The organism is Arthrobacter sp. C9C5 (genome assembly GCF_013359735.1).
GTDB lineage: Bacteria > Actinomycetota > Actinomycetes > Actinomycetales > Micrococcaceae > Arthrobacter.
The window spans coordinates 124,291-151,082 of sequence record NZ_JABFMX010000001.1 but is presented as its reverse complement, the minus strand read 5'-3'; the positions used below and the strand labels follow the sequence as shown (position 1 = coordinate 151,082).

Below are 26,792 nucleotides of genomic sequence, written 5' to 3'. Positions count from 1 at the left end.
TGGCTTAATTCAATCTCTCAGCGATATCGCGGTCAGGGTCGTTGTACCGGCGGCCCCGCGATACGCGTTTATATGCGTATGCATCTATCTTTACATCATCACTTGAAAAGTCAACCAAAGTGCCACTTCTCACATGCTCGCATGCACCCCTCTCAATGCCGTTTGGCCGGGTGCCTACCGGGGACGTTTAGGGCAGACTGGTGGCGTGAACGGAATCCCTTGGGTGCTTCACGTCGATCTCGACCAGTTCATCGCCGCCGTCGAGGTGCTCCGGCGGCCGGAGCTTGCGGGCAAGCCGATCATCGTCGGCGGCCGGGGCGACCCCACAGAACGAGCCGTGGTCTCAACCGCGTCCTACGAAGCGAGGGCGTACGGTGTGGGGTCCGGAATGCCCTTGCGCATTGCTGCCCGAAAAGTGCCCGACGCCGTGATCCTGCCAGTCGATCCCGAGGCCTACCTCGCGGCGTCTGAGACGGTGATGGCTACCCTGCACGCGCAGCCCGGCGCCACCGTGCAGGTACTGGGCTGGGACGAGGCCTTCGTCGGCATCGAGTCAGGGGATCCGGAAGCCTACGCCCGGCAGGTGCAGGCCGCCGTCCTGGAGCGGACGCAGCTGCATTGCAGCGTGGGCATCGGTGACACCCTGGTCCGGGCCAAGGTGGCCACCGGGTTCGGCAAGCCGGCCGGCGTCTTCCGCCTCACTGCCGCGAACTGGCTCGAGGTCATGGGCAGTCGGCCCACCAAAGACCTGTGGGGCATCGGAACCAAGGTGTCCGGGCGGCTGGCTAAGCTCGGCGTCAACACAGTCGCCGAGCTCGCCGCCACCGACCCCCAGGACCTGGTCCACGAGTTCGGCCCCAAAATGGGGCCTTGGTACGCGGAGCTGGGACGCGGGGACGGCGCCAGCGTAGTGGACGCCACCCCGTGGGTTGCCCGCGGGCACAGCCGGGAGACCACCTTCCAGCGCGACCTGACCGAGCCGGCCCAGGTGGACGACGCCGTCAGGGAGCTGACAACGCGTGTCCTCGAGGATGTTGCGGCCGAAGGACGACCCGTCATTGGGTTGACCCTGAAGGTTCGATACGCACCGTTCCTGACCAAGACCCACGCGAGGAAGATTCCCGAGACCTTCGATCGGGACGAGATCCTCGCCCGGGCCTTGGACCTCGCAGCCGGAATCGAAGCGGGGCGGCCTATCCGGCTCCTGGGCCTGCGGGCCGAAATGACAATGCCCGACGACGCCAGAAAGGGTCACACGCCGACGCGCGGCGGCTGGTGACGGCGTGGTGCGGTATTGCGCTTTGCCGGCAGAACCGCTGATCACCGGTCACGCCCGCGGTGCAGGGCGGCCAGGCCATCGAGACGTAGAAGGCGATCGATTGCAGTCCGGCGACGGACCGACCCTGCATGGAAGACCCGGAATCCATTGTCACAAACAGGTCCATGCCAGCGGTGACTTGGTACTCTGGAGGAGGTCAGGCAGTGGCCTCCGTTCTTTTGCAAAGGACACGCTATATGCCTGCGAAACTCTCCGTAACTGTCGCCGTCGACATGGATGCTGCCGCCGTCACCCTTCGACCGGCCGGCAGGTTGACCCCCAGGAACGTCCAAGCCCTCCTCGCGGTGGTGCGACGCGCATCGCGGGTCCTGCCCGGCTTCGGCGTCCTGCTTGATCTTGAACAGCTCCGCGTAGACTGCCCTGAAGCGCTCCGCGCCCTCTCACAGGCCGGCGCCCAGACAATTCACATACATCACGCCCCCGGCGGGTACCGCCCGGATACTACAACGCGGGCGGCCGCCTGATGGAACAGTCCAGCCGCGAGTACTATGAGCGGGTATTCCACCGCTTCGGAAGGTGGCCGTTCGTACCCGCTGAAGACCTCCTGAAGTTGCGCCAATCACTGCTCCAAGTGCAGAAGCTCGGAGGCCGGACCGGCGCCAGCGAGCTCCTCCTCCTTGTCGATGAGGAAGTACACCGGCGCCGGAGCGCACCGCAGGACGACGAGCCTTTCCGGAGCCCGGCTGGCGCGAACTGACGATCTGCAGCGGAGCCGCGTCAGCTCGGACGCGGACGTATTCCGGGCGGTATTTCTCCGCTGCTGGTCAGGTTTTCTGCCACATCACGCAGTTTCGTATTGGAAGTGGTGCTGGCGCGGGTGAGGACCATGAAGGCCTGCTGGGCGGTTAGTTTGTAGCGTTCCATGAGGATGCCTTCAGCCTGGCCGATGAGTTGGCGGGATATTAGCGCCTCGTTGAGCTGGCTGATTTTCTGGGAGTCGGCGAAGGCCACCGCTGCGTGGGCGGCGACGAGCAGTCCGATTTGCTCGGACTCGAGGTCGAAAGCGTTCGGAGCGGCGCCGTAGAGGTTCAACGCACCCAGCCGATCGCCTTCGACGAACAACTGCATTGAAAGCATGCTGCGCGCCCCAAGCTCAGCCGCGCCTCGGGAGAAGGCCGGCCAACGGGTCTCAGTGCGGAGGTCGGGAACACGCACAATCCGCTCCTCGTAGGCCGCATCTAGGCAAGGCCCCTGTCCGGATGAACTTTGCAGAGCGTCAACCCTGCGGGGAAGGTCTCCCGAAGCGACTGGTGAATCGATTGCCTTCCGACCGGTGACCACGCTAATGGACGCATCGGCGGCTCCAGGGATGAGCTGGACGGCAGCCTGGACTATCCCGGATAGAACGGTGTCAACGTCATTTTCTTGCTGCAGCTCCCTCGCCAGGTCGCTGAGCCGTGTGGCCAGTTCGCCGCTCACGCTCCCGCCCTGTTCTGACTGCCCGGAAGGGCCGTCCATCTTTGACCCGTCGGTGTTCATCGGCTCGCCTCAGTTCTTCCGTATGCGCTGATACTACGTCCGGAATCTCCCGCTGGACCCTCCCGGCGAAGTTTTCTTCCGGCACAGCGGCCCCGACGCAAGACGACCCCGCACGCTTCTGCGTGCGGGGTCGTCGTTTTGTTGAACAGAAGACGGGGACGGACCTAGAAGTCCCAGTCGTCATCCTCAGTGTTAACAGCCTTGCCAATCACGTAAGACGAACCGGACCCCGAGAAGAAGTCGTGGTTCTCGTCCGCGTTCGGCGACAGGGCCGAGAGGATCGCCGGGTTCACGTCGGTGACGGAGGCCGGGAACATGGCCTCGTAACCCAGGTTCATCAGCGCCTTGTTGGCGTTGTAGTGCAGGAACTTCTTGACATCCTCGGCCAGGCCGACGGAGTCGTAGAGATCGTGCGTGTACTGAACTTCGTTCTCGTACAGCTCGAAGAGCAGCTCGAACGTGTAGTCCTTGATCTCCTGCCGGCGCTCCTCGGAGACCTTCTCCAGGCCCTTCTGGAACTTGTAGCCGATGTAGTAGCCGTGCACGGCCTCATCGCGGATGATCAGGCGGATCAGGTCGGCCGTGTTCGTCAGCTTGGCCCGCGAGGACCAGTACATCGGCAGGTAGAAGCCCGAGTAGAACAGGAAGCTCTCCAGCAGCGTCGAGGCCACCTTGCGCTTCAGCGGGTCGTCGCCCTGGTAGTAGTCCATGACGATCTGGGCCTTCTTCTGAAGGTTCTCGTTCTCGGTGGACCAGCGGAAAGCCTCGTCGATCTCCTTGGTGGAGGCCAGCGTGGAAAAGATAGAGGAGTAGCTCTTGGCGTGCACGGACTCCATGAACGCGATGTTGGTGTAGACAGCCTCTTCGTGCGGGGTGACGGCGTCCGGGATCAGCGAGACTGCGCCGACGGTGCCCTGGATGGTGTCCAGCAGGGTCAGGCCGGTGAACACGCGCATGGTGAGCTGCTGCTCGTCCGGGGTCAGCGTCGCCCACGACTGCACGTCATTGGACAGCGGCACCTTCTCCGGCAGCCAGAAGTTGTTGACCAGGCGGTTCCAGACGTCAACGTCCTTCTCGTCCTGGATCCGGTTCCAGTTGATCGCCTCGACGTGGCTGAGAAGCTTTACTTTTTCTGTCATGACTCCGACTCGCTTTCTGAAGAGAGACTTGGTTTGGCCGAGTCCTCGACGCAATACTTGCAGTCGGCTTTCTCGATGCCTTTGTTCGTGTGGTGCCTGGTGTGGGCGTTGCGCTGGCTGGAAGGCATCGGACGGCCCTTCCGTACTGCTGACATTTTCGCACGGGTTTCGGCGCTGGCCTTCTTCCCGAAATTCGGGTTACCGGGTCCCTTCCGCGCTTCGGAGAGCGCCTTCCGGGCCTCCTCGCTCATCGAGTGACCGAACCCTGGATGATCTGGCCCAAACTTCCCGAAATTCGGGTTCTCCGCTCCGGAATACGTTCCCTTCCTGTCCGCCGCCCATTTCATGCGCTGCTCGGTGCTGTGCCTACCGCCGTAGAACGGATTGGCAGGACCTGGCCGGCTGAGACCTGTTCGCCCCGTCGACCTCAACCGGGCGGCTTCGCGCTGCTTTTCCGTCCACACCACGCCGGTCGGACCAAGACCGCCGTCCGCGAGGTTCAGTAGTCGATCCCCCTCGCGCCTTAGGTAGCTGATCCACTCGATCTCGGCCTGCCCCAGTTCGGGCAACCCTTCAATCCAGTCCAACTCATCCGCGATGACGTCTGCCGGGTCGTGCTTCCGAAGCCAATCGTAGAAGGGTGTTTTGCGCCCCTCTGCAGCGACTCGGAGGTGTTGATGGAAACGACGACTGGCCGTCTTGGTAGTGATACCGACATAGCGGTACTCGACTTCCCGCCGAAGCCGGATGCCGTAGACCAAGCCGCCCACCGCCGTCGTGGTTTCCATCATTTCATCCCCTAATGAAAAACAACCTATTTCAGTTGATTAAAGCATGCACGAGACACAATTTTCCACCTCGGTCCCTTCCAGCGCGAGCTGGCGGAGACGGATGTAGTAGATGGTCTTGATGCCCTTCTTCCAGGCGTAGATCTGGGCCTTGTTGATGTCGCGCGTGGTGGCGGTGTCCTTGAAGAACAGCGTCAGGGACAGGCCCTGGTCCACGTGCTGCGTGGCAGCGGCGTAGGTGTCGATGACCTTCTCGTAGCCGATCTCGTACGCGTCCTGGTAGTACTCCAGATTGTCGTTGGTCAGGTACGGCGCCGGGTAGTACACGCGGCCCAGCTTGCCTTCCTTGCGGATCTCGATCTTGGACGCCACCGGGTGGATCGAGGAGGTGGAGTTGTTGATGTAGGAGATCGAGCCGGTCGGCGGGACGGCCTGCAGGTTCTGGTTGTAGATGCCGTGCTCCATGACGGAAGCCTTCAGCTCGCGCCAGTCATCCTGCGTGGGGATGTGGATGTGCGCGAACAGCTCGGCAACCTTCGCCGTCTGCGGGACCCATTCCCGGTCCGTGTACTTGTCGAAGAACTCACCGGACGCGTACTTGGACTTCTCGAAGCCGCCGAAGGTCTGGCCGGTCTGGATGGCCAGCAGGTTGGAGGCACGGACCGCGTGGAACACCACCGTGTAGAAGTAGATGTTGGTGAAGTCCAGGCCCTCTTCGGAGCCGTAGTGGACCCGCTCGCGGGCCAGGTAGCCGTGCAGGTTCATCTGGCCGAGACCGATGGCGTGGCTCTGGTCGTTGCCGCGGGCGATCGAGGGCACCGAGGTGATGTTGGACATGTCCGAGACGGCCGAGAGCGAGCGGATGGCCGTCTCGATGGTCAGGCCGAAGTCCGGCGAGTCCATGGCCTTGGCAATGTTCATCGAACCCAGGTTGCAGGAGATGTCCTTACCGGTGGTGTCGTAGGACAGGTCATCGTGGTACGTCGTGGGCTGGGAAACCTGGAGGATCTCCGAGCACAGGTTGGACATGATGATCTTGCCGTCGATCGGGTTTTCCCGGTTTACGGTGTCCTCGAACATGATGTACGGGTAGCCGGATTCGAACTGGATCTCGGCGAGGGTCTGGAAGAACTCGCGGGCCTTGATCTTGGTCTTCTTGATCCGGGAATCGTCCACCATCTCGTAGTACTTCTCGGTGACCGAGACGTCGGAGAACGGCATGCCGTAGACCTTTTCGACGTCGTACGGCGAGAACAGGTACATGTCCTCGTCCTTCTTGGCCAGCTCGAAGGTGATGTCCGGGATCACTACGCCGAGCGAGAGGGTCTTGATGCGGATCTTCTCGTCCGCGTTCTCGCGCTTGGTGTCCAGGAAGCGGTAGATGTCCGGGTGGTGCGCGTGCAGGTACACCGCGCCGGCGCCCTGGCGGGCACCGAGCTGGTTGGCGTAGGAGAAGCTGTCCTCGAGGAGCTTCATCACGGGGATTACACCGGAGGACTGGTTCTCGATCTGCTTGATCGGCGCGCCGACCTCGCGGATGTTGGTCAGCGCGAACGCGACGCCGCCGCCGCGCTTGGAGAGCTGCAGCGCGGAGTTGATGGACCGGCCGATCGACTCCATGTTGTCTTCGATGCGGAGCAGGAAGCAGGAGACCAGCTCGCCTCGCTGCTTCTTGCCGGCGTTCAGGAACGTCGGGGTGGCCGGCTGGAAGCGGCCTTCGATGATCTCGTCCACCATCGCGGTGGCGAGCTTCTCGTCGCCGCGGGCCAGGTGCAGGGCCACCATGCAGACGCGGTCCTCGTAGCGCTCCAGGAAGCGCTTTCCGTCGAACGTCTTGAGCGTGTAGGAGGTGTAGAACTTGAACGCGCCGAGGAAGGTCTCGAAGCGGAACTTCTTCTTGTACGCGCGGTTGAAGAGCTCGCGGATGAAGTTCATCGTGTACTGGTCGAGGGTTTCCCGCTCGTAGTACTCGTTCTTGACGAGGTAGTCGAGCTTTTCCTCGAGGTCGTGGAAGAACACGGTGTTGTTGTTCACGTGCTGCAGGAAGTACTGGTGCGCAGCCTCCCGGTCGGCCTCGAACTGGATCTCGCCGTTGGGGCCGTAGAGGTTCAGCATGGCGTTGAGCTCGTGGTAGCCCAGGCCCTGGTAGGCGGCCGGCATGGCCGGCTTCTCGCCGGGGACGGTGTGCTTCTCGACGGCGGTATTGCTGGCCGCGTGGGAGCCCCCGGTCACTTCGGTGTCTGCGACAGTCGTGTCCAAAATTCTTCCAATCCTTGTTGTACTCGGCTGACGTCTTCCGGCGTCCCCATGAGTTCGAAACGATATAGGTGCGGGACCTGGCATTTGGCGGCGACGATATCCCCGGCCATGCAGTAGTTGTCCCCAAAGTTCGTGTTGCCCGCCCCGATCACTCCACGGAGCTGTTGCCGGTTCCTCGGATCGTTCAGAAAGCGAATGACCTGCTTCGGAACCGATCCCTCTCCCCCCGTCCCCCCGTACGTGGGAAGCACCAGCACGTAGGGCTCGGTCGCCACCAGCCCCGGTTCCCTCGCGTGGAGGGGGATGCGGGCGGCGTCGACACCCAGCTTCGCAACGAAGCGTCTGGTGTTCTCGGAGGTGGAGGAAAAGTAGATGAGGTGGCTGCTGGTGGTCCGGACCGTGTCCGGACTTCCGGCGCCTGCTGCCAGCGGCGCATCGGCTGTTGCCGCTATAACCGGTGCCATCGGAGTCACCTCATCTGACGTGCTTGTGCCGTGTGTTGGCTTTCAGGCGACCGCGACGGCGGCAGCCTGTGCCAGTTCTTCGATCTTGTCCGGGCGGAACCCGGACCAGTGGTCCTGGTCGGTGACGACGACCGGGGCCTGCATGTAGCCCAGGGACTTGAGGCGCTCAAGGGCCTCGGCATCCTGGGAGATGTCGACGCTCTGGTAGGCGATGCCCTTCTTGTCGAGAGCGCGGTAGGTGGCGTTGCACTGCACGCAAGCCGGCTTCGTGTAAACCGTAACGGTCATGTCCTGAGTCCCCTTTGTTGAAGTCTGTGGTTCGTGTCCGGTGGGGCCTGACCGGAACAGGAATCCTTATCCGTTACTGGCCTCGCCTGGCGGTCTGCAACCGCTCCGCTCGAACTGTATGTCGATACTACATGTAGTGCAAGAGTCCCGCGCGGACCCCAAGATGATGTATTACAAGTATGTCATTTAACCCACCTTTAATCCACAGCCCAGGGCCTTCAAAATGTCCGGATTTCAGCCATTTTCGAGGACGAAATCCACACCCTGTGGAGTACTTAGCCACAATTAACCGCCCCGCGTGTCGCATTTTGGACGGCGTGTCGCGGGTGCGTCGCAGCGGGCCGGGGAGTGGCACGAAGCACCACATGTAGTGGGCGATGGCACAGCGTAAGCCGCCCCGGAGTGTCCAGCCCGGGATGGACGTGTTTGGCCCCCTAAGCGGGAGCGCGGTGCGCTCGGTAGGTGACGCCCGGGTCGGGTCTAGTCAGCCGGGCGCAGCGAGGTGATCATCTGCCGTAGCGAGTCGTACTCTTCGGTTCCCGTGTAGGACTCCGGAGTGTCGACGTCGGGCGTGTCCCCCGGTGTCGTAACGAGCGGATCGTAGACGCCGCTGAAGGCCGCCACGCCCGGCGGCCAGTTGAAGAACTGGAAGATCGGGCAGGCGCTGGGGCCGGCCGGCAGCGGTGCGGAGGTGATCCCGTAGGACAACGGGGCCGGCCTTGAGGGGTAGGACTCATGGTCGTCCCGGCCCTCGAACACAAAGCGCGGCTTCACACCGTTCTGGGCAAGAGCCGGCAACTCCTGCGAGTCCATCAGGGCGTAGGGCAGCTTCTGGGTGCAGCTCGCCTTGGTCACAATGTTGGTCCGCAGGGTTGCGATCGACTTTCGGGCGCCGGTGAGGACTTCGATGAAGACTCCGCCGGGCGCTGCCTCGCGGGCCCGGTCCTTGACGGTCCAGTCCGGCGGGTAGTCGAACATGAGCGTGCCATCAGGCGTCGTGTAGGTCTTCCAGTCGGCCTGCCCGGTCGGCCGGGGGGAGGCCTGGGCCAACGGTTTCAGGCCCGGTTTCGAGCTTGCGGATGAAGCGGCCGGCGACGGCGTCGCTGTCGCCGAACCCGTTGGCGGTCCACTGGGGGAAGAGCAGGACGCCAGCAGAACGGCGACGCAAAACCCTACTGAAACTACCCTGACGGACGGTCCGGACCGACGCATGGCGCCCTCCCCTTTTGGGTGCAACTAACTCCCTCCAAGTCTGCGTTGTCCCAGCCCACGAACAAGGGTCTTTGGGCCTCCGGAGCGGACCGGTGCGCGGCCCTACACCGGTCCCGCAACGGAAAACGGGGGCCGGCGAAGTCTCGCCAGCCCCCGCAGGGCCTCCGGCCGCAGCCGAATGTCAATCTTCCGACAGCTACCGCTTCAGGAGCGTGTTGCCATAGCCGGCGTCGCACTTGCCGTCGTGGATGACGCCAGCGCCCGGCGCGACCGCGTAGTTGCTGGCCGGGTTGAAGACGGCCGTACGGACGTTCGTCACCTTGCTGGCACAGTTGTCGGCACCGTCAGCACTCATGCTCTGGCCGCCGATCCACATGTCGATCCAGATGGTGGAGTTGGTCCCCTCGACGTTGGTGCCCTGGTGGCAAGGGCCGCCCTGGGGGTCGTCGCCGTCGCCGCAGCTGTCCTCGACGATGAAGTAGCGGCGCACGTCCGGAAGGTAGATCCGGGTGCCGGCCGGGAAGTCCAGAACGTCCTTACCGCTGGCGGTGGAGTGACCCACGGCGATGGTGATCGGGTCGTTGTACGTGCCGGTGCCCCCGGCCGTGCTGTGCAGAATGGGGTGGCTGATCGTGGCCGAGCCCGCCGGGGTGTTGTCGTACCAGGTGTACGCCGTCGTGTACGTGGTGTTGACAACCCGTTCGGAGGACGACGCCGGCACAACGGGTGCCGGGGCCGGCTTCGGAGCCGCAGGAACCACGGCCGGTACGGCGGGAGCGGCGGGCACCGTTGCCGGCGCCTTTGCGGCGGCTGCCGTTTTGGCTGCCGCAGCGGCTGCGGCCTTCTTGGAGGCCGCGGCGGCCGCCTTGGCCTTCTTGGCGGCCACAGCTGCAACCTTGGCCTTCTCAGCAGCGGCCCGCTGGGAGGCGCCAACCTCGGCCGACGGCTTGTCGGCAGCGGCCGTAACCTCAACACCGGCGTTTGCCGATCCGGAAGACTGGGCGGATGAATTGGAGGCGCCGGTTCCGGCGCCACACGCCGAGGTGGCGAGGAGGACCGAGAGCATGCCGGCGGCCAGCAGAGTATTTCTGCGCATGGAAAATAAAGCCTTTTCATGGGGTGCGGAAAACGGACAGTCCCTGGGGATGGTTCCTGCCCGGAGTTGGTCACGGCATGCGGAGCGCAAAGACGCATCCGCCGAGGGAATTACCACACGCAAGAGCATTCTGGATGTTCTGTGGGGCGTGTGTACCAACCGGTAACCCAAACGTTACCTTGGCAAGCGCGGAGAGGCCAATCGACAGGGTCCTTTGACCTGTTTTCAAACTCGGCTTAGGAAATCAGCGGGCCGTCGGGGCCGGTGACGTGGTGACGAGCTGATTGCCGTAGCCGCTGTCGCACTGGCCGTCGTGGATCACGCCCGCCCCCGAGGCCACGACGTAGTTGTCCGCAGGGTGGAAGACAGCGGCCCGGACGCCGGTTACCTGGTCCGCGCAGCGCCTGGCAAATGACTCGCTCTCCCCCTCGCCGCCAATCCAGACATCAAGCCAGCTGGATGCGCCGCCGTGTCTGGCCGCCAGGGCGTGGCAGGGCCCGTCCTCCGGGCTGGGGCCGTCCCCGCAGGTGTCCTCCACAATGAAGTACCGGCGGACATCGGGTAGGTAGATCCGGGTGCCGGCAGGGAAATCAAGGACGTCCTGGCCCGTCTCCAGGGAGTGCCCGACGGCGATGGTCACCGGATCCGCGTAGGTTCCTGCCCCGCCGGCCTTCTTGTGCAGCACCGGGTGGCTGATGTCCGGGGAGCCCTCGGGCGTGTTGTCGAACCAGGTGTAGGCCGTGATGTACGTGTCCGGAACGGCCGAGAGCCCCGATGACGAAGGAGACTGCGGTGGCGACGGCGGCGCGCCCTCGCACGCGGCGGCAGCCAGGACAACCGACAGCAAGCCTGCGGCCAGTCCGATCTCTCTGCGCATTCGGCATCTGCCTCCACTAATTCGGACCACGTACCTTGAACGCTACCCGTCGGTCCGGCTGCGGCGATAGACGCAAGGTTGACCCGTCTTTCAGAGTCCGGCGGCACCACTGCTGCGCCCCTCCGCGCTTACTCGAATCGTCGTCGCCAATCCGCGGTAGTCGATCCCTCAAACCAAGTAGAACCACTCTAAAAACGCGGGTGTTTCCTACGCGTGTGTGACCCCATCGGGCGCTCCTAACCTCGAAGGCATAAGGGTACGCCGCGAACCGGCGGCTCGTGCGGCTTCAAGGGAGAGACCAGATGAGCGCCGATTTTTCCCTCCGCGAATTGATCGCCAGTTCCGGGCATGACCCCCGGCAACGAGCGCTGGCGCTCACGCCCTGACTCCGGTCGGGGACTACATCACACAAGATTCCCTGGCGAGGCAATCCATGAAGAAATCATCCCCAATTTCCGGCACTGCACCGGTCTTCTTCGATCCCAGTGGAAAACGGTGGCGACGCATTCTCGTCGCCCTAATGGCGAGCGTGCTGTTGATCGTCCTGTCGGTCGTGTGGATCCTGCCCGCTGCCAGCGCTCCGGTATGGAAAGCGCCAGAGAACCAGTCCGTGGAGTACCCCCGGAAATTGTTGTCCACCCAGGATCTGCGGAACATTCCCCGAATCGGCCCCGAAGGCGGCTTCGCCTTCGATCGGATCGCGCTCATCGAGCGGCGGGATGGCAAAGTCTTCCTCAAGGATCCCTTCAGCAACACCATCTGGAGGGAGGCCACCGCCGACGAAATTGAGCTGATCGGCAACAGCCCCTACGCCATGGAAACTTTTGGGAAGCCGGCGGACCACACATTGATGTTGACCTTCGATGATGGGCCCGACCCGCGCAATACGCCGCAAATTCTGGATTTGCTGTCCAAGGAAGGCGTACCGGCGACGTTCTTCACGGTTGGCGACAACATCGTCAAGTACCCGGATATCTTCCGCCGCATGACCCAGGAAGGTCATATGGTCGGAAACCACACGATGTCCCACATCGATTTCTGGGCCCACGACGACCTGTTCAACCGCCAGCAGATCATCGGGGCGGACCGGGTCATGCGCGCTGCGGACAGCTACGGAACAAGGCTGTTCCGCATCCCGACCGGAGATCCGGAAAACAACACCCTGGCCCTTCTGCAATCCCAGCAGCTGGGGTTCCTCCATATCAACATGGACTTTGATACGCGGGACTGGTCCTACGCCCCCGGCGTTCCGATTAAGGCGCAGAAACTGGACGGACAAGGGCATATTGTCCTGGTTCACGACGGCGGCGGTGATCGCAACGCAACGATCGAAATGCTGAAGACCTTCATCCCGCAGGCAAAAGCAATGGGTTACACCTTCACCACGGTCGAGCCGTTGCTTCCGCCCGAATACATTCCCCAGTCGGACGTCAAGGCCGCCGTGGAGGACGATGCGACCTTGGCCGCGATGACGACGTATCTAGTGACTCCGAACGTGGTCCTCACTTGGCTTTTCTGGTTCGGAATCGGCTCGCTTACCGTCCTGACGTTCCTCTACGTGGTTCTCGCCGTCATCAACAATCAGCGGCAGAAGAAACGTCTTTGGGCGGACGTCAAGGAGGAAGAGTGGCCATTCGTCAGCGTCGTCCTACCGGTCTTCAACGAAGAACTTGTCGTGGCCAAAACGTTAGACGCCCTGAGAGCCAGCGACTACCCCCGGATGGAAGTCGTCGCCATTAATGACGGCTCTACCGACGGCACCCTGGCGGTTCTTTCCGAATACGCCCAGACCTGGCCGCAACTGCGCGTCATCGACCAGCCCAACGGCGGAAAGTCCGCCGCCAGCAACCACGGAATAGCCCAGTCCCGCGGAGAAATTGTGGTCACCCTCGACGGCGACACGCTGTTTGAACCCCAGACCATCAAGATGTTTGCCCGCCATTTCCTGGCGCCGCGCAACGGCAAGATCGTCGGAGCGGTCGCCGGGCACGTGAAAGTCGGAAACCGCCGCAATCTCCTGACCGCCTGGCAAAGCCTTGAATATCTCTCCGGCATCTGCGTCACGCGAATGGCGGAGGGCCTGATGGGAGCGATCTCGATTGTCCCGGGCGCCTGCGCAGCCTGGCGGAGGGAGGCACTCATCCAGGCCGGCGGCTACTCCCATGACACGCTCGCAGAGGACGCTGACCTCACGCTCTCCCTGCAGCAGCTCGGCTACAGCATCGTGCAGGAGAATTCCGCCGTGGCATGGACGGAAGCGCCCATGACCCTGCGGGGATTGTTCAAACAGCGCCTCCGCTGGACCTATGGCAACATCCAGACGCTCTACAAGCACCGGTCCATGCTCTTCAATCCCCGGTTCGGCGCCCTCGGCATGCTGACCATGCCGTACGCCCTGATCTCGGTGCTCGTCCCGTTGGTCTTCATGCCCCTGACGGTCATCGTGGCAGCGACCAGCCTGGCCCGCGGAGAATGGCAGGCCGTCGCCGCGTTCTCGGTGTTCGTCGCCGCAACCCACATGATCATCTCGATAGTGGCCGTGCTGATGGTCCATGAGAGTCCCATGCACCTCCTCATGGTCCCCATCTACCGGCTCATCTACGAACCCCTCCGCGCTTACGTGGTGTTCGGATCCGCGATTCTGGCGCTGCGGGGCACCGCCGTCGGCTGGTACAAACCCGAACGCACCAACAGCGTCCTGATGCCGACGAGCCAGGCAAAACTGTCCACCCTCGCCCCGGCCCCCGCGGACCGGCTGGCCCCGTTGTAGCCTAGGGCCATCGGCAGGATCCGTGGCGAAGAAAGGGACGGCCCTCGTGGCGGACGTAGGGAACATTCATGCAATGGCGGCATAGGCCCCGCTCCCGCAGCCGGAGCGGGGTCCTCGCCGCCTCCGCCGTCGTGTTGGCGGTTGCCGCCTGTTCTCCCGCACCGCCGACCAACTACGGACAGGAGCCGCGGACGAGCCAGCCCGCGCTAGGCCCGCAGTGGTTCGGCGGGTACCTCGACGTCACGCTCAGCCCGAGCCTGCGCCTGCAGGACACGGCGCTTCACGGAGCCGCCACCACGGTTCTGTCCTTTATTGGCGCACACCCGAAAGACACCTGCCAGCCCTCCTGGGACGGCGTCCACACGCTTGACCAAACCGGCGCCAAGCTGAGCGTGGACAGCCAGATCACATCGTTCCGCAAGGCCGGCAATGACATAGCTGTCTCGTTCGGAGGGCAGCTCGGCAAGGAGCTCGCCGAAACCTGCACCGACCTCGGCGCCCTGGTGAAGGCGTACACGGCGGTCATCACCAAGTACGGGCTCGACACCTTGGACTTCGACGTCGAAGGCGCCGGGTTGAGCGATCACGCAGCGGCGGAACGACGTGCCGCGGCCGCCGCGAAGCTTCAGGCCGAGCGCCCCGCCGTCAACCCGTTGAAGGTGTGGCTGACCCTTCCCGTCTCGATGGAGGGCCTGACAACGGACGGCGAAAAGTCCGTGACAGCGATGCTGGACGCCGGAGTTGAACTCGCCGGCATCAACATCATGGTGATGGACTTTGAGCCGCTCGCACCGGGCCAGACGATGCTCGCCGCGGCAAAAAGCGCTGCCGAGGCCACTCACCAGACGCTGCGTGCACTGTATGAGAAAGCCGGCAAGCCGCTCGAGGATGCGGCCTTGTGGCAACGGATCGGGCTCACCCCGATGATCGGGATGAACGATGTGAAGGGCCAAGTCTTCACCCTCGCGGACGCTGAAGGCCTGAACAGCTTCGCCGTGGAACGCGGCATCGGGCGGATGTCCATGTGGTCGCTGAACCGGGACTTCGCCTGTACTTCCTCCAGCCGGCCCGAAGAAGGCAGCAGCGCATCCAGCAACTGCAGCGGCGTGACGCAGGCGCCCGGGATGTTCGCGAAGCTGCTGGGCAAGTCCCTCACAGGCTGAGCTGCCCGAACTGTTACTCCGGCCGGCTGCAGAGGATCTGTTCCACGCCCATCCGGCCTTCCGCGAAGCTGCGCAGTGCGCCCACCAGGTACAAGCGCCATACCCGGGCAATCTCCTCACCCATCATCGCGACGGCGGCGTCGTGGTTCTGCTCGAACCGCGCGTACCAGGCCTCGAGGGTACGGACGTAGTCGCGGCGCATCGCCTCGACGGCCTCGACCTCAAGACCGGCGTCCTCCAGGAACCCCAGCGTCTCCCCGACCGGGCGCATGTGCATGTCCGGGGCGATGAACGACTCGATGAACGGCCCTCCGCCGGGATGCTTGCCGCGCCGGGACATCTGCTGCACCAGGACGCGGCCGCCGGGGACCACGTTGTTGAACAGAGCGGCAGCGTACACGGGGTAGTTGCGCTGCCCCACGTGCTCGCCCATCTCGAGCGAGGCCACGGCGTCGAACGGGCCGTCCGGGATCTCACGGTAGTCCTGCACCCGGATTTCAACCCGCCCCTCGAGCCCGCGCTCCTTGATCCGCGCGTCGATGAACGCCTTCTGCTCGACCGACAGGGTGACACCGACGACGTCGACGCCGTAGTGCTGCGCCGCGTGCAAGCTCAGCGAGCCCCAGCCGCAGCCGACGTCGAGCAGCCGCATCCCCGGCTTCAGCCCGATCTTGCGGCAGACCAGATCCAGCTTGTCCCGCTGGGCGTCCTCCAGGCCGTAACCGGCGGCGGCGTTCCCGCGGGAATCCGTCCAGTAGCCGCTGGAATACGCCATCTGCGGGTCCAGGATCAGCGCGTAAAAGTCGTTGCTGAGGTCGTAGTGGTGGCTGATGGCGGCGCGGTCGCGGATCAGGCTGTGCAGCCGGCCCTTCACCCGGGCCTGGCTGGCCGGCGGCTCGGGCGGCGCGCCCAGGGCACCGGCGGCCTTGGCGATCTTAGCCACGCCGGCCAGCACGGACGGGGTGGGGCGGACGCCGGACAAGCCGCGGTCCCGGACCACCTTCCAGAGATGCTCCAGCGCCGAGTTGAGGTCGCCGTCGACGTCCAGTTCCCCGGTGACGTAGGCCTGGGCGGCGCCCAGCTCCCCCGGCGCCCAGAGCAGCCGGCGGATGGCGTCCGGCGAGTTGAGCCGCACCACCGGCGCCCCGGCCGGACCGGCCTCGCTGCCGTCCCACACCACGAGCCGGACGGGGAGTTCCCCGCCGACGACCGGGCGAAGGACGTCCGCGATCGTCGTTGCAAGCGCCGCGCTCATCCTGCGGTCCGCTCGCTGGAAGCCTTGGCTGCCGCCTTGCTGGAGGCGGTCTTGGTGGAAACCTTGTCCAGCACGATCTGCTGCACGTCCAGGTAACCGGTCTCGAAGCCGGCGCGGGAGTAGCACAGGTAGAACAGCCACATCCGCTGGAAGATCTCGTCGAACCCGAGGGCGCGGACGTCCTCCGCGCGGGCCATGAAGCGTTCCTCCCAGAGCCGCAGGGTCTGGGCGTAGTGCTCGCCCATCGCGAGGCGTTCGCGGACCCGGAGCCCGGTCTGCTTTTCGGTAATCTCCTCGATCGCCCGGACCGAGGGGATGACGCCGCCCGGGAAGATGTACTTGTGCACCCAGGTGTAGCTGGTCCGGGTGGCGATCAACCGGTCGTGGCCGATAGTGATGGCCTGGATGGCGACCTTCCCGCCGGGGGCCAGCACGCGCTCGATCGTCTGGAAGTAGGTGGCCCAGTATTCGTAGCCGACCGCCTCGATCATTTCCACGGAGACGACGGCGTCGTACTCGCCTTCCACGGCGCGGTAGTCCTTGAGCTCGATCGTGACGGCGTCGGCGTAACCGGCCTCGGCCACGCGCTGTCGCGCCAGTTCCTGCTGCTCGCTGGACAGGGTCACGGAGTAGACCGTCGCCCCGCGGGCGGCGGCCCGGAGGGCAAGTTCGCCCCAGCCGGTGCCGATTTCCAGCACGCGGGTTCCCTCCGTGACGCCGGCCTTGTCCAGCAGCCGGTCGATCTTCGCCTGCTGCGCGTCGGCCAGGCCGTCCCAGACAACGCTCCGCAACGCGTCGCCGCTCTCCGGGAAGAGGGCGCTGGAGTACGTCATGGTGCCGTCCAGGAACGTGGCGAAGAGCTCGTTGGACAGGTCGTAGTGCCGGGAGATGTTGGAGCGGGTGTTCTGCTCCGTGTTCCGCTCGGTGCGGGGCGTGCGGGGCAGGTACAGGCCTCGGAGCTTCTGCAGCGGCTCAGGCACGAGTGTTCCCACCCGGGCGGCGAAGACCTCCATCACGGCGGTCAGGTCATCCGCGTCCCAGTCCCCGGCCATGTAGGACTCACCAAGGCCGATCAGTCCGCCGTCGCCGAGCCGGGCAGCGAAAGCCTCTGGTCGGTTCATCGTCATCACCGGGAAGGACTGGCCCGGGCCGGCCTGGCCCGTTGCCGCCCTCCCGAGGACGGTGCCGTCGGGGTAGCGCACCTCCAGCGGAAGGCGGCGCACCGCGGCACGGAAGATCGCATCCGCGGCCTTCCCCGCCAGCCGGGCCTTGAGGCTGGAGGGTACGGCCGCGATGCTGGGCCAGATCGCGGCGTCGATGGCCGCCGGCGGCTGCGGAACCGTGTAGGGCACGGTCAGGTTCGCGGGTGCCTGGTTTGCGGGTGCCGGCTTCGTCTGCGCAGTGTTCGTCTGCACAGTGCTGGCCTGCGCAGGCTGGGACCCGGTCGCTTCGGTCATGGTCACTGGACTGCCTCCTGTGAAGGGTGGTGTGGTCTTTTGATGATGGGCAACCGACGTGCCCAAAGCTTGATTCCTTGCCAGCGGATCTGCGCGGCCACCCGCAGCGGCGCCAGCGGGACGGCGAACGCCGCGGCCAGGATGTTCGGTACGGTGGCGTCGCGGCGGACGCCGTCCACGGTGGCGACGAAGGGCTTCTGCCCCTCCCGCTCCAGGACGATCGAGACGGCGAGCCGCTCGGCGGGTTCCGGCAGCTTCATCCGGTACTGGCCGTCGACGTCGTTGAACGGCGAGACGTAGAACGCCTTGGGTACGGTGGCCCGTCCGGCGTCGTCGGTCTCCAGCAGGTAGCAGTGCCGTTCCCCGTACGTGTTGTGGACCTCGGCGACGACGCAGCGCAGCTCCCCCGCGGCGTCGTGGCACCAGAACAGGCTGAGCGGGTTGAAGACGTGGCCGAGGACGCGGGCGCTGGCCAGCATGGTGATCCGCCCGCCGTCGAGCGCGATCTTCTGGGTGGCGAGGTAGCGTTCGACGTTGCCGCGCAGCGTTCCGTCCGGGTCACCGAGGTGGTCCGCCACGGAGAAGCCGGCCAGCGGGGCGAGCCAGCGCGGCAGGCTGGGGAGGGAATCGACGTCGACGTACCAGCTGTAGCTGCGGTAGGTGAAGGCATTGTGCAGCGGGGTGCGCCGCACGTGCGCGATCGAGGTGCGGTAGATGGCTGCCTGACTGCTCATGCACCCTCCAGGTCAGCGGCCTGCAGGGAACCCGCCTGCACTTCGGCAGCGCCGGCGGGTTCCCACTCGCGTCCCAGCTTAGCGGCGGCGCGGACGCCGGAGAGGGCGCCGTCCTCATGGAAACCCCAGCCGTGGTAGGCGCCGGCGAACGCCAGGCTGCCGTCGCCAAGGCCCAGGATCTGCTGCTGGGCGCGCAGGGAATCCGGCGTGTACTGCGGGTGTTCGTAAACCATCTGCTCCAGGACGGTGCTGTCTCCGATCAGCTCCGACTCGCCGAGGCTGACGATGTAGCGTTTGCCGTCCGCCGCTTCCAGACGCTGCAGGCGGGTCATGTCGTAGCTGACCAGGACCCGGTCCGGGCGGGCGTCGCAGGCGGGCAGCCGGTAGTTCCAGGACGCTTTGGCATTGTCGCTGGCGGGCAGCACGGCGTCGTCGCGGTGGAAGACCGTGTGGTTGACCGAGTAGGGCATGCCGGCCAGGGCTTCGCGCTCGGCGGCAGTGGCGTCCTCGAGCATCCGCAGCGCCTGCGCCGGATGGGTGGCAATCACGACGGCGTCGAACTGCTCGGTGCTCTCCTCGCCGCGGCCTGCACCCGTGGTGACTTCCACCCCGCCGGCGTGGCGGCGGACCCGGGTGACCGGGCTGGACAGGCGGATGTCCGGCAGTGTCGCGGCGAGCTTATCCACGTAGCTGCGCGAGCCGCCGGTGACCGTGCGCCACTGCGGGGAGCCCTTGACGCCGAGGAGTCCGTGGTGGCCGAGGAAGGTGAAGAGGTAGCGGGCGGGGTAGGCCAGGGCGGTGGTGGGGTCGCAGGACCAGACGGCGCTGACCACGGGGGTCATGAAGTGCACGATGAAGTAGCTGCTGAACTTCTCCCGGTCCAGGAACTCGCCGAGGGTCAGCTCGGGCACAGCCGTTCCGGCGGCGGCGTCAGCCTCGGCCAGCAGGGCGCGGGCCCGGCGGTAGAAGCGGGTGACCTCCAGCAGCATCAGCAGGTAGCGGCCGCGCAGCAGCGTGGAGGGCCGCGGGATGATGCCCCGCGCGCCGGCCCGGGCGCCCGCGTATTCCAGGCCGCACCCGTCGCAGCGGATGGACATGCTCATTTCCGACTCCTGGGTCTGCACGCCCAGTTCCCGGAACAGCCGCAGCAGGGTGGGGTAGGTCCGGTTGTTGTGGACGATGAAGCCGGTGTCGATCCCCAGGACGGAGCCGTCGGCCTGGCGGACGTCGTGCGTGTGGGCGTGGCCGCCGAGCCGTGCATCCGCTTCAAACACCGTCACGTTGTCGCGTCGGTTCAGGACGTAGGCGGCGGTCAGTCCGGCCACCCCGCTTCCGATCACGGCGACGCGCCGTCCGTTCGGGATGCTTGCTGCTTGCTGCACTGGTTTGCTCCTGTTGCTTCGCCTGAATCGTCCTGGTGAATCGTCTTATGGGCAATTCGTAACCGAGGGGCGGCCGGATGAGTCCGATTTCCCAGCGTCTGCCTGCACACCAATGTGCCAGAATGAAGCGGGATTTCGCTCCCGCCTCACCGTAACCACCGAAGGGCTGCCCTTGATCAACCCCGTGCACCTCCGAACGCTCGTGGAAGTGGTCCGGCTCGGCTCGTTCGCGGCGGCCGCCGCGCGGCTCGGCTACACGGCCTCGGCGGTGTCGCAGCAGATGTCAGCCCTGGAGCGGGACACCGGGGTGGCCCTGTTCCAGCGCTCGGCCCGCAGCATCCACCCGACGGAGGCCGCCGTCGTCATGACCCGGCATGCGGCCAAGGTCCTCACCGACATCGACGCGCTGATGGCGGCGGCGGCCCGGACCCACGACAGTGCGAGCCAGGAACTCCGCCTCGGCATCTTCCCCAGCCTGGCCACGTACGTCCTCCCCCGGATCCTGCAGAATCCGGCGTGGAAGAAGCTGGGCATCGAACTGCGGGTCTCCGTGGCCGAACCGGGCCAGACCATCCAGGGGCTGCGCACCGGCGGCGAGCTCGACGTCGCGCTGGTCTACCAAGTGGGCCAGTCCGGCCTCGCCTGGCCGCATACGGTGAACCGGCAGTGGATCGGCGACGACGACTTCCGGGTGGTGCTGCCCGCGGCCTGGGGCATCGGCCCCGAATCCAAGGTGGCGGCCGACCACCTTTCCGACATGCCCTGGATCATGCACCACCCCGGCACGTCCGACGCCACGGTGATTGAACGGCTCTTCGCCAGCTGCAACCTGCACCCGCGCGTCGTGGCGTACAGCGACGATTTCCACGCCAGCCTGGAAATGGCGGCCGCCGGCCTGGGCGCGGCCCTGGTCCCCGAGCTGGCCTTGCTGCACCGGCCCGCCGGCGTGGTGGTGCTGGACGTCCCCGAGATCCGGCTGGCCCGCAACGTCTTCGCGCTGCTGCCCAAGGAAAAGCAGACGGCCCAGGTCCAGCTCTTCGTGGAACTGCTGGCCGACACGCTGCACAAACTCGGAACCACGCGCCGGGACTGAGCTAGGACTGGCCGGGCTTCTCCGCCGGCTTCCTGGGCTTCAGGAACTTTCCGGTCTTCACGGTTTTCCCGGCCGGCGCCACGAGGGTGCTGATGATCCGGTGCTTCGCCTTCGTGTACGGCGGATAGATCAGCGCCAGGGTGTCCGGCCAGAGCGGTTTGGAGAGCGTGGAGCGCTCGTGCGAGAACGTCCGCAGCGAGTGTTCGCCGTGGTAGGCGCCCATGCCGCTGCCGCCCACGCCGCCGAACGGGAGCCCGGGAACGGTCAGGTGCGCGGCCGGTACGTCGAAGCACAGCGCCCCCGAGGAGGTCTGTTCGGCGAACGCACGGCGAGTGTCGGCGTCGTTGCTGAACACATACAGGGCCAGCGGCTTGGCTCCGGCATTGATCGTCCGGATCGCCTCATCCCGGCCGCTGACCGGGACCAGCGGCAGCAGCGGGCCGAAGATCTCCTCCCCCATCACGGCGTCCCCGGGCGCCGGGCGGAGCAGCGTCGGAGCGAAGTGCCGGCTGCCGGCGTCGCGCTCACCGCCGTGGACCACGGTGCTGCTGTCCGCGAGCGCGGCGAGCCGGGCGAAGTGCCGGTCGTTGACGATCCGGCCGTAGGACCCGCTCCGCGCGGAATCCGTGCCGAACAGCGCTTTGATGGCCTTGACCAGCTCGCGTTCCAGCGGCACCAGGACGTCCTCTGTGGCCAGAATGTAGTCGGGAGCAACACACGTCTGCCCGGCATTCATGTACCTGCCCCAGGCGATCCGTTTGGCGGCGCCGGCCAGGTCCGTGGAGGCATCCACATAGACCGGGGATTTGCCGCCCAGCTCCAGGGTCACCGGCGTCAGGTGCTCGGCCGCGGCGCGGAGCACCACCTTGGCCGCGGCCTCGCCCCCGGTGAAGAAGATGTGGTCGAAGCGCTCGGCCAGCAGCGCCGTGGTCTCGGGGATGCCGCCCTCGACGACCTGCGCCGCGCCGGGCAGGTACTCCGGAATCCAGCGGGCCAGGGCGGCGGAGGTGGCGGGGGCGTGCTCACTGGGCTTGAGCACCACGGCGTTGCCCGCGGCCAGGGCGCCGGCCAGCGGGGCGAGCAGCAGCTGCAGCGGGTAGTTCCACGGGCCGATCACCAGGACCACGCCCAGCGGGGTGAGTTCGGTCCAGGCCTTCGCCGGCTGGACGGCCAGCGGGACGGACACCGGCCGCGGCCGCAGCCAGGCTTCGAGGTGCTTCTCCAGGTGCGCGGCTTCCGCCGTGACAAACCCGATTTCCGTCAGCTGCGCCTCGGTTTCGTGTTTGCCCAGGTCGCCGGCCAGTGCGGCGGCAAACTCCCGGCGCCGCTCGATGAGCATCCGCCGCAGACTGCCGAGCTGCTCCAGCCGCCACGCCAGCGGGCGGGTGGTTCCGCTGTCAAAAAAATCTCGGGCGCGGGCGACTGTGGCGGCAACTGTTTGCATCCGATCAATGTACCGGTCCCCTGCCGGAGTTCGGGGGCGGTATCGGATAAATGCCGGCCTACGCTGGAACGGACCAGTATTCAGGACTATGTTGAAGACATGAGCAAGGTAGCGAGCCAGCACTTTGGAGAGATCGAGCTCAACCACGGGCGTGACCATAATTTCGCAGCGAGACACGAACTTGCGGGCCAACCCCTGGAGCTTGACCTAAATGTCAACGCGCATGACCACTTCGACGAGGCGGCCATGCACAAGGTTGACTACCGGTTGCGCTTCCTGCCCGAGCTCGTGGACCAGGTCCGCGAAATGATCGCCGAGGAACTGGAGCAGGAAGGCACCAGCCCGCAGGAATACCTCCGCTTCCACTGCAACGCCATCAAGCCCGAGCACCTGCAGCAGGTCTTCGGCGTTACGGACAAGTCACAGCTGACCAACCAGGTCTTCCTCAAGGCCCTGAAGCTCGGCCACGTCGGCATCTACCCGGGCCAGCCGGAGCGCTACTTCGTCCTCGACTTCACCCTGGGCGCGCACTTCTCCGACGAGGTCCTAGTAGCCTCCGCAGACGAAGACGGCGTGGTTGACGACGAGATCCTCTGGGAATCCTGAACCGATTGCTCCGCAGCGGCCCTTTTGAGCGCTGATAAGGGCCACTGCTCAGCAGCCGATGGGAAAAACGTACGACGGCGGCCGGCCACCTGGGAAGGTGACCGGCCGCCGTCGTCGGTTAATGGCGCCGACGATTCAGTGAACCGCCCGGCAGCTGCGCGCTATTTGGCCGCTTCGAGCAGTTCCGCGCGGACCGTCTTGGTGGCCGTGACCAGGTTGCGCAGCGACTCCTCGGTCTCGGCGTAGCCGCGGGTCTTCAGGCCGCAGTCCGGGTTGACCCAGAGCTGGCGGGACGGGACGTGCTTGACCGCGGTGCTGAGCAGTTCCGTGACTTCTTGCTCGCCCGGGACGCGCGGCGAGTGGATGTCGTAGACGCCCGGGCCCACGCCGCGGCCGAAACCGTGCGATTCGAGGTCATGCACAACCTCCATGCGGGAGCGGGCGGCCTCGATCGAGGTCACGTCGGCGTCGAGGCCGTCGATCGCGTCGATGATGGCGCCGAACTCGGAGTAGCACAGGTGCGTGTGGACCTGGGTCGCGTCCGCGGCGCCGGCGGTGGCGAGGCGGAAAGACTTCACGGACCAGTCCAGGTACGCGGCCTGGTCAGCCTTGCGCAGCGGCAGCAGCTCGCGCAGGGCCGGCTCGTCGACCTGGATGACCTTGATGCCGGCGGCTTCCAGGTCCGCGATCTCGTCGCGGAGCGCTAGGGCCACCTGGTTGGCGGTCTCGCCGAGGGGCTGGTCGTCGCGGACGAAGGACCACGCGAGGATGGTGACCGGGCCGGTGAGCATGCCCTTCATCGGCTTGCTGGTCAGGGACTGCGCGTAGCGGGCCCATTCCACCGTGATCGGGGCGCGGCGGGTGACATCGCCCCACAGGATGGACGGGCGGGTGCACCGTGAGCCGTAGGACTGGACCCAGCCGTGCACGGTGACGTCGAAGCCTTCAAGGTTCTCCGCGAAGTACTGCACCATGTCGTTGCGCTCGGGCTCGCCGTGGACCAGGACGTCGAAGCCAAGCCCTTCCTGCAGCTCCACGACGCGCTTGATCTCATTCTTCATGAGCTGCTCGTACTGCTCGGTGCTGAGTTCGCCCTTGTTGGCGCGTGCCCGGGCGGTGCGGATCTCGGAGGTCTGCGGGAAGGAGCCGATGGTGGTGGTGGGCAGCGGCGGCAGGTGCAGCGCCTCGATCTGCGCGGCTTCGCGGACCGCGTAGGCGGAGCGGCTGAAGTCCGCGTCGGTCAGGGCAGCGGCGCGGGCCCGGACCTCGGCGCGGCGGACACCCTCGGCCTCGGCGCGGGAGGCGATGATGCGGGTGGCCTCCTCGATGGCCGGGCGGACGGCGTCGGCATCGCTCAGCAGCCCGGCGAGGGTGACAACCTCGGTAGCCTTCTGGTCGGCGAAGGCCAGCCAGCTGCGCAGCTGCGCGGAGAGCTGGACTTCCTCGTCGACGTCGTGCGGGACGTGCGCGGTGGTGGTGGAGGTGCTGATGGCGAGCTTCGCCACCGACTTCTGCAGTTCGGCGATCTTCGCGGCCGAGGCTGCCAGGTCATTGCGCCAGATGTTGTGGCCGTCCACGACGCCGGCAACGAGGGTCTTGTTGCCCAGCGCGGCGAGGGCGGCGGCGGACGGGACGTCGCCCTTGAACACATCCAGGTGCAGGGCATCGATGCCGGTCGCCGCGAGGGCGCCGAGCTGGCCGTTGAGCGCGCCGTAGGGGGTGGAGACGAAGAGCTGCGGACGGTTGGCGGCGGCGGCGAGCACCTCGTAGGAGCGGGCGACGGCGGCTTGGATCTCGTCGGCCGGGGTGTCCTGGTCCACCACGAGGGCGGGCTCGTCGAGCTGGACCCAGCTGGCGCCGGCGGCGGCGAGCTTTTCCAGCAGTGCGGTGTAGACGGGGAGGACGTCCTCGAGGCGGGACAGCGGGCTGAACCCGGCCGGGGCGTCGTCGGAGGCCTTGCTCAGCAGCAGGAAGGTGACCGGGCCAACGATGTACGGGCGGGTCAGCACCCCGTTGGCCAGGGCGTATTCGAATTCTTCGACGATCCGGTTGGACGTCAGCGCGAAGGTGGTCTCCGGGCCGATTTCCGGGACGAGGTAGTGGTAGTTGGTGTCGAACCACTTGGTCATTTCCAGCGGCTGCTGATCCTTGGTACCGCGGGCCAGGGTGAAGTAGCCGTCGATGTCGAGCTGGCCGTCGGCGTTGAGGAGATTGCCGAAGCGGGCCGGCACGGCGCCAAGGTGGGCGGCAGCGTCGAGGACCTGGTCGTAGTAGGAGAAGGTGCCGGGGACGGCGGCGGCTTCGGCCAGGCCGAGGCCCTGGAGGCGCTTGGCGGTGCCCAGCTGGATCTCCTTGGCGGCAGCGTCCAGCGCGGCGGCGTCGATCTTGCCGGCCCAGTAGGCCTCGACGGCCTTCTTGAGCTCGCGGCGGCGGCCGATGCGCGGGTAGCCCAGGATCGAGGCGGCCGGGAACGGAGTGGGGACAGCGGTGTTCTTGTCAGTCATGGGAAGTCCTAAGAGTTGGTGGGGCGGTGCGGAGGAAGGTTGTGTCTGCCGGCGCCGTCAGCTGGCGAGCTGGCGGCGGCCGGCCGGGCGCTGGTGGCTGCTGTGCCGGTTGCCGCTTCGCGGGCGGGGCAGCGCGAGCTTGTCCAGCACCTCGAGGGCACTGGCGTGCTCGTTGAAGGTGTAGAGGTGCAGGCCCGGGGCGCCGGCGTCCAGGGCCGCGTTGGCCAGGTCCACGGTGGCGCTGACCCCGATCCGGTTGCGTTCGGCGTCGGTATCGGCGGCGGCTAGCCGTTCAATCAGCTCCGGCGCCGGTTCGACGCCGGTCAGTTCGCCCAGCCGGGTGAGCCGTCGGATGCTGGTCAGCGGCATGACCCCGGGGACGATCGGGATGGTGACGCCGGCCCGGCGCGCCCGGGACAGCAGCTGCGCGTACTGCTCGGTGTGGAAGAAGACCTGGGTGATGGCGAAGTCCGCGCCGGAGCGCTGTTTGGCGAGCAGCACCTCGACGTCGTGCGCCTCACTCGGGGATTCGGGGTGCCGCGTAGGGTAGGCGGCGACGCCGACCGCCACTTTGCCGGCGCAGAGCAGTGCCGAGCGGCGCTGCTCGACGCGGCGGATGAGCTCGATCAGGTCCTGGGCGTAGCGCAGAGAGCCATCGGCCGGGGCGCCCCCGTCCTTGGGCTGGTCGCCGCGCAGGGCGAGGATGCCGCGGACGCCGACGTCGAGCAGTTCGCCGATGATTTCGGCCAGCTCCTGGGGGGTGTTGCCCACGCAGGTCAGGTGCGCCAGCGGGCGCAGCGTGGTTTCCTGCACCAGGCGGTTGATGAGTTCGACGGCGGTGTTCCGGTTTGAGCCGCTCGCGCCGTAGGTGACGGACACGTAGTCGGGGCTGGTGGCTTCCAGTTCCCCGATGGTGGTCCAGAGCGACTCAGCCGCCGCGGGCGAGCGTGGCGGGAAAAGTTCGTAGGACAGGGCGACGGGGGCCGCGCCGGCGAGATTTGGATGTGCGTCTATAAGGCTTGGTGGAGACATTTGCGTCCTTGGCTGTGAGCCACTGGTGCCAGCTGTGCCGGAGTCCGGCCGGCGCTGCCGCCAATGAGTTTAGTTTGGGGAACACGGAGGAAACTTCAGCAGGACGCAGCCGCGACTGTTACGCCTGATACGAAGTTGTCCGTGAGCAAATGTCAGGCCCACATGGGGGCACCCACACCCTCCTTGGCCGCCCGTGGAAAATCCGCGTGGAATTTTCGAAGGGCCGGCCGGCAACGGAGGATCGCTGACACGTTACCGCGGTAACTTGTCTACGACTCTAGGGTGCCCGGGAGCGGCATTCAAGTCGCCTGCAGAATTAAGACGCGTCTTTACGCTGCCATGAAGCCTGTCACAGAAGATTCTTCGCCGATCAGGCCGATTGTGTTGGCGGCTCGTGTCCGAAACGCGGGC

The 26,792-nt window shown here is 65.9% G+C and carries 21 protein-coding genes; 5 read left to right on the top strand and 16 right to left on the bottom strand.

From position 1 onward, the window contains the following. Nucleotides 1–205 precede the first annotated feature (205 nt). Nucleotides 206–1,279: a DNA polymerase IV gene (locus HNO80_RS00740; protein WP_502707791.1), complete on the top strand. Its 1,074-nt coding sequence runs from the start codon at nucleotides 206–208 to the stop codon at nucleotides 1,277–1,279. 777 nt (nucleotides 1,280–2,056) lie between these two features. Here the strand turns inward: HNO80_RS00740 and HNO80_RS00735 are convergent. The 9 genes from HNO80_RS00735 to HNO80_RS00695 all read right to left on the bottom strand — a co-directional run bounded on the left by HNO80_RS00735 (nucleotide 2,057) and on the right by HNO80_RS00695 (nucleotide 10,941). Then, complete coding sequence (locus HNO80_RS00735) at nucleotides 2,057–2,818, bottom strand: GAF and ANTAR domain-containing protein (protein WP_249777077.1); 762 nt, start codon at nucleotides 2,816–2,818, stop codon at nucleotides 2,057–2,059. Nucleotides 2,819–2,982: 164 nt separating this feature from the next. Next, complete coding sequence (gene nrdF / locus HNO80_RS00730) at nucleotides 2,983–3,957, bottom strand: class 1b ribonucleoside-diphosphate reductase subunit beta (protein WP_175320945.1); 975 nt, start codon at nucleotides 3,955–3,957, stop codon at nucleotides 2,983–2,985. After that, complete coding sequence (locus HNO80_RS00725; RefSeq protein ID WP_249777076.1) at nucleotides 3,954–4,748, bottom strand: NUMOD3 domain-containing DNA-binding protein; 795 nt, start codon at nucleotides 4,746–4,748, stop codon at nucleotides 3,954–3,956. Before HNO80_RS00725 ends, nrdF begins: the two co-directional genes overlap by 4 nt. 36 nt (nucleotides 4,749–4,784) lie before the next feature. Next, a complete protein-coding gene (nrdE, locus tag HNO80_RS00720; RefSeq protein ID WP_175321088.1) occupies nucleotides 4,785–6,905 on the bottom strand; it encodes a class 1b ribonucleoside-diphosphate reductase subunit alpha in 2,121 nt (706 codons plus the stop codon). Nucleotides 6,906–6,973: 68 nt separating this feature from the next. Next, nucleotides 6,974–7,468, bottom strand: coding sequence for a class Ib ribonucleoside-diphosphate reductase assembly flavoprotein NrdI (nrdI, locus tag HNO80_RS00715; RefSeq protein WP_175320944.1), 495 nt, complete (start codon nucleotides 7,466–7,468; stop codon nucleotides 6,974–6,976). A gap of 42 nt (nucleotides 7,469–7,510) precedes the next feature. Beyond that, a complete protein-coding gene (gene nrdH / locus HNO80_RS00710) occupies nucleotides 7,511–7,756 on the bottom strand; it encodes a glutaredoxin-like protein NrdH (protein ID WP_018773329.1) in 246 nt (81 codons plus the stop codon). A gap of 480 nt (nucleotides 7,757–8,236) precedes the next feature. Beyond that, the gene (locus HNO80_RS00705; protein WP_249777075.1) at nucleotides 8,237–8,806 is read right to left on the bottom strand and encodes a hypothetical protein; all 570 of its coding nucleotides are present in this window, start codon (nucleotides 8,804–8,806) and stop codon (nucleotides 8,237–8,239) included. A 358-nt stretch (nucleotides 8,807–9,164) separates the two neighbouring features. Next, on the bottom strand, nucleotides 9,165–10,064 hold the full coding sequence (locus tag HNO80_RS00700; RefSeq protein ID WP_175320942.1) for a hypothetical protein: 900 nt from the start codon (nucleotides 10,062–10,064) through the stop codon (nucleotides 9,165–9,167). Between the two features lie 244 nt (nucleotides 10,065–10,308). Beyond that, on the bottom strand, nucleotides 10,309–10,941 hold the full coding sequence (locus HNO80_RS00695) for a hypothetical protein (protein WP_175320941.1): 633 nt from the start codon (nucleotides 10,939–10,941) through the stop codon (nucleotides 10,309–10,311). Nucleotides 10,942–11,374: 433 nt separating this feature from the next. Between HNO80_RS00695 and HNO80_RS00690 the strand changes: the two genes are divergently transcribed. Both HNO80_RS00690 and HNO80_RS00685 read left to right on the top strand, forming a co-directional pair. Then, on the top strand, nucleotides 11,375–13,711 hold the full coding sequence (locus tag HNO80_RS00690; RefSeq protein WP_175320940.1) for a bifunctional polysaccharide deacetylase/glycosyltransferase family 2 protein: 2,337 nt from the start codon (nucleotides 11,375–11,377) through the stop codon (nucleotides 13,709–13,711). A gap of 68 nt (nucleotides 13,712–13,779) precedes the next feature. Next, complete coding sequence (locus HNO80_RS00685) at nucleotides 13,780–14,874, top strand: chitinase (RefSeq protein WP_175320939.1); 1,095 nt, start codon at nucleotides 13,780–13,782, stop codon at nucleotides 14,872–14,874. A gap of 13 nt (nucleotides 14,875–14,887) precedes the next feature. On the opposite strand, the gene HNO80_RS00680 is transcribed toward HNO80_RS00685, so the two are convergent. Genes HNO80_RS00680 through HNO80_RS00665 form a run of 4 tightly spaced genes read right to left on the bottom strand, consistent with a single transcriptional unit; the run spans nucleotide 14,888 to nucleotide 19,702 of the window. Continuing rightward, a complete protein-coding gene (locus tag HNO80_RS00680) occupies nucleotides 14,888–16,129 on the bottom strand; it encodes an SAM-dependent methyltransferase (RefSeq protein WP_175320938.1) in 1,242 nt (413 codons plus the stop codon). Further along, nucleotides 16,126–17,592: a class I SAM-dependent methyltransferase gene (locus tag HNO80_RS00675; protein WP_349627130.1), complete on the bottom strand. Its 1,467-nt coding sequence runs from the start codon at nucleotides 17,590–17,592 to the stop codon at nucleotides 16,126–16,128. The genes HNO80_RS00680 and HNO80_RS00675 overlap by 4 nt, the downstream gene beginning before the upstream one ends. Then, complete coding sequence (locus HNO80_RS00670) at nucleotides 17,589–18,320, bottom strand: DUF1365 domain-containing protein (protein ID WP_175320937.1); 732 nt, start codon at nucleotides 18,318–18,320, stop codon at nucleotides 17,589–17,591. Before HNO80_RS00670 ends, HNO80_RS00675 begins: the two co-directional genes overlap by 4 nt. Continuing rightward, complete coding sequence (locus HNO80_RS00665; protein WP_175320936.1) at nucleotides 18,317–19,702, bottom strand: NAD(P)/FAD-dependent oxidoreductase; 1,386 nt, start codon at nucleotides 19,700–19,702, stop codon at nucleotides 18,317–18,319. Before HNO80_RS00665 ends, HNO80_RS00670 begins: the two co-directional genes overlap by 4 nt. Nucleotides 19,703–19,874: 172 nt before the next feature. Here HNO80_RS00665 and HNO80_RS00660 point away from each other — a divergent pair, with 172 nt between their 5' ends. Then, nucleotides 19,875–20,795, top strand: a complete 921-nt coding sequence (locus HNO80_RS00660; protein ID WP_175320935.1) for a LysR family transcriptional regulator — start codon at nucleotides 19,875–19,877, stop codon at nucleotides 20,793–20,795. 1 nt (nucleotide 20,796) lies between these two features. On the opposite strand, the gene HNO80_RS00655 is transcribed toward HNO80_RS00660, so the two are convergent. After that, nucleotides 20,797–22,239: an aldehyde dehydrogenase family protein gene (locus HNO80_RS00655; protein ID WP_175320934.1), complete on the bottom strand. Its 1,443-nt coding sequence runs from the start codon at nucleotides 22,237–22,239 to the stop codon at nucleotides 20,797–20,799. Between the two features lie 99 nt (nucleotides 22,240–22,338). Here HNO80_RS00655 and HNO80_RS00650 point away from each other — a divergent pair, with 99 nt between their 5' ends. Continuing rightward, nucleotides 22,339–22,845: a DUF2004 domain-containing protein gene (locus HNO80_RS00650; protein ID WP_175320933.1), complete on the top strand. Its 507-nt coding sequence runs from the start codon at nucleotides 22,339–22,341 to the stop codon at nucleotides 22,843–22,845. Nucleotides 22,846–23,006: 161 nt separating this feature from the next. Here the strand turns inward: HNO80_RS00650 and metE are convergent, their stop codons facing one another. Next, nucleotides 23,007–25,349: a 5-methyltetrahydropteroyltriglutamate--homocysteine S-methyltransferase gene (gene metE / locus HNO80_RS00645; RefSeq protein ID WP_175320932.1), complete on the bottom strand. Its 2,343-nt coding sequence runs from the start codon at nucleotides 25,347–25,349 to the stop codon at nucleotides 23,007–23,009. A gap of 57 nt (nucleotides 25,350–25,406) precedes the next feature. After that, nucleotides 25,407–26,381, bottom strand: coding sequence for a methylenetetrahydrofolate reductase (locus HNO80_RS00640; protein WP_175320931.1), 975 nt, complete (start codon nucleotides 26,379–26,381; stop codon nucleotides 25,407–25,409). Nucleotides 26,382–26,792 lie beyond the last annotated feature (411 nt).